The organism is Pseudomonas rhizozeae (genome assembly GCF_031583775.1).
Lineage (GTDB): Bacteria > Pseudomonadota > Gammaproteobacteria > Pseudomonadales > Pseudomonadaceae > Aquipseudomonas.
The window spans coordinates 1-9,044 of the sequence record NZ_JAVLSB010000013.1 but is presented as its reverse complement, the minus strand read 5'-3'; the positions used below and the strand labels follow the sequence as shown (position 1 = coordinate 9,044).

At 61.4% G+C, this 9,044-nt stretch carries 8 protein-coding genes; 4 read left to right on the top strand and 4 right to left on the bottom strand.

The genetic code is table 11. The features are described from left to right. The first annotated feature begins 254 nt into the window (after positions 1–254). Positions 255–566 carry a hypothetical protein gene (locus RG836_RS02850; protein ID WP_310843047.1) on the top strand — a complete coding sequence of 104 codons (312 nt, stop codon included), beginning with the start codon at positions 255–257 and terminating at the stop codon, positions 564–566. A 103-nt stretch (positions 567–669) separates the two neighbouring features. Then, positions 670–1,950 carry a hypothetical protein gene (locus tag RG836_RS02845; RefSeq protein ID WP_310843045.1) on the top strand — a complete coding sequence of 427 codons (1,281 nt, stop codon included), beginning with the start codon at positions 670–672 and terminating at the stop codon, positions 1,948–1,950. 45 nt (positions 1,951–1,995) lie between these two features. Here RG836_RS02845 and RG836_RS02840 read toward each other — a convergent pair whose 3' ends face one another. The 4 genes from RG836_RS02840 to RG836_RS02825 form a co-directional block, all read right to left on the bottom strand. Next, positions 1,996–2,862, bottom strand: a complete 867-nt coding sequence (locus RG836_RS02840; protein ID WP_310843044.1) for an HlyD family secretion protein — start codon at positions 2,860–2,862, stop codon at positions 1,996–1,998. A gap of 10 nt (positions 2,863–2,872) precedes the next feature. After that, positions 2,873–3,073: a DUF1656 domain-containing protein gene (locus RG836_RS02835; RefSeq protein WP_310843042.1), complete on the bottom strand. Its 201-nt coding sequence runs from the start codon at positions 3,071–3,073 to the stop codon at positions 2,873–2,875. Then, positions 3,063–5,264, bottom strand: coding sequence for an FUSC family protein (locus RG836_RS02830; RefSeq protein ID WP_310843041.1), 2,202 nt, complete (start codon positions 5,262–5,264; stop codon positions 3,063–3,065). The genes RG836_RS02835 and RG836_RS02830 overlap by 11 nt, the downstream gene beginning before the upstream one ends. 112 nt (positions 5,265–5,376) lie before the next feature. Beyond that, positions 5,377–6,888 (bottom strand): efflux transporter outer membrane subunit, encoded by a 1,512-nt coding sequence (locus tag RG836_RS02825; protein ID WP_310843040.1) that lies wholly within the window; start codon positions 6,886–6,888, stop codon positions 5,377–5,379. A gap of 191 nt (positions 6,889–7,079) precedes the next feature. Here RG836_RS02825 and RG836_RS02820 point away from each other — a divergent pair, with 191 nt between their 5' ends. Beyond that, positions 7,080–8,048: a LysR family transcriptional regulator gene (locus tag RG836_RS02820; RefSeq protein ID WP_310843038.1), complete on the top strand. Its 969-nt coding sequence runs from the start codon at positions 7,080–7,082 to the stop codon at positions 8,046–8,048. 326 nt (positions 8,049–8,374) lie between these two features. Next, positions 8,375–8,743 (top strand): DUF6124 family protein, encoded by a 369-nt coding sequence (locus tag RG836_RS02815; RefSeq protein WP_310843037.1) that lies wholly within the window; start codon positions 8,375–8,377, stop codon positions 8,741–8,743. The last annotated feature ends 301 nt before the right edge of the window (positions 8,744–9,044 follow it).

Below are 9,044 nucleotides of genomic sequence, written 5' to 3'. Positions count from 1 at the left end.
CCACCATTGAAATACGTTCCCCCACGAGCTGCGCGCAAGTGCATTGCACCAACATCGGCCTGTGCGGGAGGCGCTTTTCCCGCAGGTGACGACGTGCACCATCCGTCCGAAAAGCATCGCTACCTGTAAGTTCTGACAGTAGACGTTCTCGACCGCGCAGCACAGGCTTCTACTGACATCGGATGGGATGTTCATCCCGTTCGTAACTGGCCTGGCGAAGCGATCAACAGAGGACAACAGGATGAACGCTCGCAATGATCAAAAACCTCGATCCCCGGATGATGGTTCTGGCGGCGACCCTCTGTCTGCGGGAAAGCTCTCTCCGCAACTGCACGGACACCTTGATAAAACCTTCGCGACTGATGGCTTTACGTTTGGGCAATACCAATCGCCGTTTAACGCATGGGGTGGCAAGGTCGCCGTTCATGGCGGAGGGTGACTCAGCCGATGTGGTGATCCAGCCTGACCGCAACATTGTGATCGGCGCGACATATTTCACGCCGGGAATCAGAGCAGGGTCAGTGGCGAGGACGGCCACCAGCTCCCTGTGCAAGGTCTGCTGGTGAGGTTTGAGGTGTGATCACTCACTTGCGAAGTGAGTCCGGGCCGGCACAGCGGGTGGGCATACACCTCAGGCTGGTCAATGTTAACCACTCATGAGAGGTGTTTATGAATACCAATCCACGTCGGGCAGGTGATCGTGACAAGTCATTCGGTGATGATGGTCAACTCACCCTCGCCATTCTCCCCGACCACATTCTGCGCAACCGTCTGGTCAAAGGTGTCCTGGTACTGCCGGACGACAAGATCCTTTTAAGTATGATGCTGGAAACCAGCTCAGGCATTGGGCAGTACGCTCTCGCCCGGTTGACCCTTGGCGGAAAACTGGACCTGAGCTTTGCCAATGGAGGCCTGTTGATCGATTCTTTCAAAGGGGACGAACCTTGCGCAGGGGGCAGACTTTTACGCCTGACGGACGGCCGCCTGCTGATGCTCGGACATCATGTTGTGTACGAGGGCGACGACACGAGAGCTAACTTGGCCATGGCCTGTTACTCCAGTGACTACACGCTGGACACCACGTTCGGTGAGATGGGCACGGGCCATCTCATTATCGAAAATGAGCCCGGCGAAGTGTATTTGGCCGACTCAGGTAATGTTACTCAGCAAGCGGATGGCAAACTGCTCGTGTGCACCACTTATTACCCACCCGACAACGGCAGCAGCACCACTGGTGTGATTTATCGGCTACATGCAAATGGCACACTCGACAAAACCTTCGCGCAGACCGGACGTCTGAATTTCAAAGTGCAGGATCCGGACGGGGTAACGGCGCTCAACGCCTGCCTGCTACAAGCGGACGGAAAACTCGTGGTGGCAGGCCATGCTCATCTGCAACCTGGGCGCGCAACGGCAATCGTTGCACGCTTGCATCACAACGGCAGTGTCGACGAGCGATTTGGCCACCCCAATACACCGGGCTATTTCAGCATAGGGATCGACAACCGCCCGACTGAGTTCAAGGAATTGCTCTCCACACCCAAAGGTTTCGTGTGTATTGGCCAGGCCGGCGATGTCGACAACCTACCCGCTGCAGGAATGATGGTCGGCATTTCCAAGGAAGGCCTCGTGGATCCCGACTTTAACGGGGGTAAACCGCGACTAACACTCTACGATCCGACCAGAAGAAATACCTGGCAAAGTGGATACGTGCAATCCGACGGAAAGCTGCTGACCACAAACACATTAGATTACATGTACATTTCGCGCTGGCTATCTGACGGGCGTGTCGACAGTGAATTCGGAACTAACGGTTACATCACTGAAGACACCGCAACTAACGCTACACCGGTATTCTTGATGGACCGGTCGAACAACAAGCTCCTGTTTGCAGCCAACGCTATCGGAATGTCGGGCTCAATAGGCCACCTATTCGCGTACCTGAGTTGAACCGCCCTGCCAGATCGCTCCCACGCAAACCCGTGGGAGCGATTTTCACTGCCTCCCGGTGCTCTGATTCACCACCACCGTACACGTAATCCCCGCCGCCAACAGCACGCCCTCGGGCACTTCATCGATATGAATGCGCACCGGCACGCGCTGTGCCAGGCGTACCCAGTTGAAGGTCGGGTTGACGTCGGCGATCAGCTCGCGGCTCTCGGGGTTGTCGCGATCGTAGATGCCGCGGGAGATGCTTTCGACGTGGCCCTTGAGCACTTCGCCGCTCATCAGTTGCAGCTCGGCCTGGTCGCCGACGCGCACGTGCGGCAGTTTGGTTTCTTCGAAGAAGCCGTAGACCCAGAACGAGTTCATGTCGACCACGGCCATTTTCGCCTCGCCGATGCGCGCGTAATCGCCGCGATGGACGTTGAGGTTGGTCACGTAGCCGTCCACCGCCGCCCGCACTTCGGTGCGTTTGAGGTTGAGTTGCGCCGCTTCCAGTTGCGCCTGGGCGTGCTGATAGTCGGCCAGCGCCGAGTCGGCGAGGTTGCCGGCGTCGTCGCGGTTTTCCTTGGAGATCACCAGGTTGTCGAGGTCGGCGCGGCGGTGCGCGTTGACCTTGCGCATCTCCCAATTGGCCTTGCGTGACGCCACCAGTGATTGCGCCTGCTTGACCGCGATCTGGTAGTGCTCGGGGTCGATGCGCATCAGCAGATCGCCCTTCTTCACCAATTGGTTGTCGCGCACCGGCACCTCGACCACTTCGCCGGTGACATCGGCGGCGACGTTGATGACGTCGGCGCGCACGCGGCCGTCGCGGGTCCAGGGGGTTTCCATGTAATGCACCCACAAGGTCCGGCCGATCCAGATCGCGAGGGCCAGCACCAGCAGGGTCGCAAGCAAGCTGAAAAACTTTTTCATCAGGATGTTCTCAACGATAAACCGTCAGCGCCATTGCGCCGAACAGACAGGTAAACAGGCTCAGGCGCAGCAACGCCGGGTGCCAGAAGAAGCGGTACAGGTCGAACCCGGCGAAGAACCGGTCCAGCGCCCAGGCCAGCCCGGCGGCGATGAAAAACAGCAGGGTCATGGTCGGCATATACACGCCGTGGAAGGCGATTTCACGGGGCATGGGCATGTCCTTGGGGCGCCGGCGCGGCTGGCCCGGCGAGCGGCGATTGCGGGTCGAGCAGCGAGGTGCGGATGAAGTGCAGGTAGCTCTTGACCCGGCGCAGCGCCGAGGTGTCGAAGTGCGGGGCGAACGGTTCGTCGGTGGCCTGCACGCGGCTGATGGCGTGATCGACCGCCACCAGCGCCCGCTCCAGATTGCCCGCCCCCGGTTGCAGGAACAGCCGCACCAGCGCGCGACCCATGACCCGGATCGCCTGGCGCCACGGCTGCGAGTCGGCGTAGGCCGGGTGCACCGGCAACAGCGCTTGTTCCTTGCGCAATTCGATGATGCCGTGGCCGACTTCCAGCACCACCAACATCCAGCGCAACAATTCGCGCTGCACTTGTGGCTGGCTGACGGCAAAACCGTAGGCTTGATGCAGCAAATCCCGGGTGCGGCTCTCGAACCGCGAACTCAAGCCCTTGAGCTTGCCGCTGATGGCGAACACCACTTGGCCGCGCAGATCCTGCTCGAGCCGGCGCCACAACCAGCGACTGTTGGGCGGCAAAATGATCGCCCCGGCCGCCGCGCACACCAGCATGCCGAGGACCATGGCCAGGTAATCGTTGATGAACAGGTAAGGGTTGTACACCGTCAGGTTGTCGGGCACTGAACCGGTGCCGAAAAAGATCAGCAAGCCCAGGCCGACCCCGGCGTACTGCGGCCGTGAAGCGAGGAACGCGCCGAGCACGATCACCGGCGCCAGCATCACGCACAGCAGCGGGAAGCCGTCGATCCACGGGAAGATGAAAAACATCTCGACGAAGCCGATCAGCGCCGCAAGCAAGGTGCCGCAGGCCATCTGGAACGCCATGCGTTTCGGGTTCGGCGTCGCGGCGGACAACCCCACCGTGGCGGCGGCGATCAGGGTCATGGTCGCCCCGCTGGGCCAGGCCGTGGCCACCCAATAACTGCCCAGCACAGCCAGGATGAACGACGCCCGAATGCCCGCCGCCGCCGAGGCCATCCAGTTGGTTTGCGGGGTGAACGGCTCATCCCAGCGCTCGCGTTCGTGATGATGATCGGCCAGCGAGGCGTGGGTCTCGGCGTAGCTGTGCAGATCGTCGACGAAGCGATACAGCAGCTCATACGCAGTGTGAAAATCCAGCTGCTCGGCGTCGCTCGGTTCACCCTGCTGGAAGATCGCCCGCAAGCTGCGAACCCGCGCTGGCAACGCGGTCTTGTAGCTTGCCAGCGCAGTGGTCAGGCGTGCGGCGTCAGCGTGGGTCAAGGCGCGGCCGCTGAAACCGTCGAGCAACTCGGCGAGGTCGTGTAGGCCCGGTTTGATCGCCGCGACCACCTCGTCCGCGCGACTGGCGCGCAAGCGTTCGAGCAGTTGGTGCAGCGCGTTGAAACGGGTGGTAACGGTCATGAATTCGCTGTTCAAGCGACTGACCCGGCCATTGCGCCGACGCATGTGCGGGTCCTCGAACACGGTGACGCTGCGCAACCCTTCCAGGCCCACCGCTTCGGCAATGAAGCGCACATTACCGGCCTCGAACGCCTGTTGCGTACTGCGCCCGCGCAGGCCATCGGTGACGAACAGGGCAAACACGCCGAAGCGTTGATACAAGGCGTTGCGCATCGCCGCGCTGGCCGATTGCGGCAGGATCGCCGCGCTGACCAGGGTCGAGCAGATAATGCCAAGGGAAATTTCCAGCACCCGCCACACCGCCGCCATAAACGCCCCGTCCGGGTGCGCCAGCGCCGGCAGGCCGACCATTGCCGCGGTGTAGCCCGCCAACACAAAACCGTAGGCGCGGAAGTTGCGATAGCGTGCGGCGCCGGCGGTGCAGAAACCGACCCAGATCGCCAATGCGCCGAGGAACAGCTCGGTGTTTTGCGCAAACAGGGCAATCAACAGCACCATCACCGCCGAGCCCGCCAGAGTGCCGAGGAAGCGGTAAAAACTTTTGGCAAACACATGACCGCTTTGCGGCTGCATCACGATAAACACCGTGATCATCGCCGTGCGCGGTTGCGGCAACTCCAGGCGCATCGCCAGCCACAGCGTCAGGAACGCGGCGATCAGCACTTTGAAAATGTAGACCCAGGTTACGCCATCGCTGCGCGCCCAGTCGAAAAAGCCCCGGCGCCATTCCAAGGAGTGCAGCCAGCGGATCGGGAGAAATTTATGCAGTGCTTCAGTCACGACACGATCCCTTGTAGGAGCGAGCCTGCTCGCGAAGAGGGACTGTCGGTCAGCGTTTTCGTCACCTGATCTAGCGCTTTCGCGAGCAGGCTCGCTCCCACAGGGATTGGGTTCACTTCGAAAGGCCCCCAAGCAGTGCCGGTGTTTTTGGCACCTGAGTCTGGCGCTCGGTCGGCACGTCATCTCCAGCGCCGAGGCCCCCGCCCAACGCCGTCACCAGTTCAGCCTGGGCACTCAAGCGCGCCGCCTGCACTTGCTGCTGCACTTGCTGCTGCTTGAACAACAGCGTTTGCGCATTGAGCACATTGAGGTAATCGGTGAGCCCGCGCTGGTAGGCGATCATCGCGATGTCGTAAGTCTTCTGCGCGGTGGCCACCGACTCGGCGGCGAAGCCCTGTTGTTTGTCCATCGAGGCGCGGCGGATCAACTGATCGGAAATGTCCTTCAACGCGTTGACCAGGGTCTGGTTGTAGTGGGCCACGGCGAGGTCGTAGCCGGCCGAGGCTTCACCCAGCTCTGCGCGCAAGCGACCACCGTCGAAAATCGGCAGGGAGATCGCCGGGCCGACGCTGTAGTTCATCTTCTTGCCGGTGAGGAATTCCAGCATGCCGCCGCCGGTGGCCACGTAGCCAAGGCTGCCGACCAGGTCGACATTGGGGTAGAAACCGGCGTGCGCCACATCGATGCCGCGCGCCTGGGCCGCGACCTGCCAGCGGCTGGCGACCACGTCCGGACGCTGGCCGAGCAACTGCGCCGGCAGGCTCGACGGCAGTGTCAGCGGCGCGCCCAAGGCCAGGGTCGGCCGCTGCAACTGCACGCCGGCACCCGGTCCTTTGCCGGCGAGCGCCGCGAGCTGGTTGCGGCTCAGGGCAATGGCCTCGTCGAGGGCATCGAGTTGGCGATGGGTTTCCGGCAGCGGCGTCTCGGCCTGGCTGACTTCGAAATGGGTGCCGATGCCACCGTCCAGGCGTTTTTGCGCCAGGTCGAGAATCTGCTGTTGCTGCTGCAAGGTCGCGGCAACGATGTCGCGCTGGGCGTAATGCAGCGACAGCTCGATGTAGGCGCGGACGATGTTGCTCTGCAATTCGAGCTGCGCCATGCGCGCTTCGGCGGCGCTCATTTGCGCTAGATCGACTGCGCGCTCGGTGCTGTTGCTCTCGCGGCCCCACAGGTCAAGGGCATAGCTGAAACCGAGCGCGGCGTTGTTGTCCCAAGTGGTGGTGTCGCCCAACTCGCCGGGGCCATAAAATTGATCGCCGGGCCAGTTGTGGCGCTTGAGCGTGGAATCGGCATTGATCTGCAGCGACTCTGCCGACTCGGCAATGCCCGCCATCGACTTGGCCTGACGCACCCGCGCGGCGGCCATGGCCAGGGTCGGGCTGCCTTGCAGCGCCAGTTCGATCCAGCGATTGAGTTGCGGGTCGCCATAGGCCCGCCACCATTGCGCGGCGGGCCAATGCGCCTCCTCGGCGGCGCGCTGAATGGCATCGTCGGTGGCCAGGGCGTTGGCGTCCAGCGCCTGGCCCTGTGGGGCGATTCCTCCGGTTCCGATGCAGCCGCCGATTGCCAAAGATAAAGCCAAGACACTGAGCGACTGGAGCGCTCTGCTGATGCGACGCGGCACTGCTGCGACTTCCTGAAAGAGAGGAGCAAAGAGGTGGCGGCCATTCTAGGGGGCGGTTTTAGCGGCGATAAGCTGGGAATCCTGTGAATCTTTGTTACCGTTAACGTGATAATCCCGTGGCCGGCCTTTGGTCGCGTGTAAAAAATCAGCAACTTCGTGTCACAATTTGCCATCGCCCCAGAGAGCACCCTATGGACACTTTGCAAAACATGCGCGCCTTCAGTTGTGTCGCCGAGGCCGGCAGCTTCACCGCCGCCGCCATGCAACTGGACACCACGACGGCCAACGTCTCGCGCGCGGTCTCCAATCTGGAAGCCCACTTGCAAACCCGCCTGCTCAACCGCACCACACGGCGCATCGCCCTGACCGAAGCCGGCAAGCGCTACCTGCTGCGCTGCGAACAGATCCTGGCCTACGTCGAAGAAGCCGAGGCCGAAGCCAGCGACGCCCACGCCCGCCCCGCCGGGCAACTGAAAGTGCACACCATGACCGGCATCGGCCAGCACTTTGTAATCGACGCCATCGCCCACTATCGCAAGAGCCACCCCGACGTCACTTTCGATCTGACCATGGCCAACCGCGTCCCGGACCTGCTCGACGAGGGCTACGACGTGTCCATCGTGCTCGCCAGCGAATTGCCGGATTCGGGTTTCGTCTCGCAACGCCTGGGCATCACCTACAGCATCGTCTGCGCCTCGCCGGCCTACGTGAAAGCCAACGGCTGCGCGCAAAAACCCAGCGACCTGCTCAACCACGCCTGCCTGCGCCTGGTTAGCCCGGTCATCGCCCTCGACAAATGGGTGTTCGACGGCCCGGAAGGCCAGGAAATGGTCGCGATCAACAGCTCGCCGTTCCTGGTCAACTCCGCCGACGCCATGAAAACCGCGATCATCAGCGGCATGGGCGTCGGCATCCTTCCCCTCTACGCCGCCATCGAAAGCCTGCGCAACGGCAGCCTGGTGCGGGTCATGCCCAACTACCGCTCGCAAGAACTCAACCTCTACGCCATCTACCCGTCACGGCAATACCTCGATGCCAAAATCAAAACCTGGGTCGAGTATTTGCGCGGCTCATTGCCCGAGATATTGGCCACGCACCAGGCAGAACTGGCAGCGTATGAATTGAGCGGGAGCATGGGTGGGGGGCGGGTGGCGGATTGATTCGACGGTCCTACAGACGCAGAGGATCTGGGGGAGTTTTCCGACAACCTTTGGCGGTTGTCCGTCGGAAGTGCGCTGGGTAGGCTTTGACGGTCGCTGCAGAACAGCGACCGGGTCTGGAAAACCCGCAGTACAAGGATTACGTGCATGACATAATGCGGCGCTTTTTTTTGCACCGCAGTTCTGAGTTATGGCGGCTGTACGTGGGAGGCTTTGCGCCTGCCGGGTTTGATCCTTTGTCTCGGTTTTTCCAGTCCGCGTACAGCTGCCACCTATTCGTCTGGAAAACGAACAGTGGCAGTTTCATACCTCAAAGGATCTTTGCCATGTTCAAACAAACTCCTAATCCGCCCGAAGCGGACGACGTTTCTCCCTACGATTCCCTCGATCCAAAAAAGCTTAACGACGCCGCCAACCGTGCCCTGGATCACTACCTCACTCCGCCCACGGAAGAACCCACCAAGAAACGCCTCAACACGATGTTCATCGTCGCCCCTGATGTGGACAACGAAAGCCTGCTCGCTCATGCCTGCGAAACCCTGGCGTCACTGAACGTGATGGCCAGTGACTTGGCCTTTGCCCTGGAAGGCTCGACTCGCAGTAATGCACTGGCCATTCAGCAGATGGTGTCGCTGGCGGAGTTGGTGGTGAATCAAGTGCTCGACCGAGTGGATGTACCGGACGCCACGGTTTGAATTGACTCACTTCTGTGGCGAGGGAGCTTGCTCCCGCTGGCTTGCGCGGCAAGCCCTAAACCAGGCGACTCGTGTTGTCAGTGAAGTCGGGGGCTCAGGGTTTGGGGCGGCTTCGCCACCCAGCGGGAGCAAGCTCCCTCGCCACAATGGTTTGCGGTGAAACCCATAGTGCTTGGTTGGCTGTCAGGCCGTCATCGCTGGCAAGTCGAATCGTCGCACCGCAGCTCCCACAGTGTCCGCGTATATCTCGAGGATTGCGTACCCCATCAGGTCGAGTGTCAGCTCGCCGCGCTTTTGATCT

Bases quoted from the DNA above. Each gene is read 5' to 3' on its own strand.
- RG836_RS02845 (WP_310843045.1), top strand. From the start codon at position 670: ATGAATACCAATCCACGTCGGGCAGGTGATCGTGACAAGTCATTCGGT.
- RG836_RS02835 (WP_310843042.1), bottom strand. From the start codon at position 3,073: ATGCCCCGTGAAATCGCCTTCCACGGCGTGTATATGCCGACCATGACC.
- RG836_RS02840 (WP_310843044.1), bottom strand. From the start codon at position 2,862: ATGAAAAAGTTTTTCAGCTTGCTTGCGACCCTGCTGGTGCTGGCCCTC.
- RG836_RS02850 (WP_310843047.1), top strand. From the start codon at position 255: ATGATCAAAAACCTCGATCCCCGGATGATGGTTCTGGCGGCGACCCTC.
- RG836_RS02820 (WP_310843038.1), top strand. From the start codon at position 7,080: ATGGACACTTTGCAAAACATGCGCGCCTTCAGTTGTGTCGCCGAGGCC.
- RG836_RS02815 (WP_310843037.1), top strand. From the start codon at position 8,375: ATGTTCAAACAAACTCCTAATCCGCCCGAAGCGGACGACGTTTCTCCC.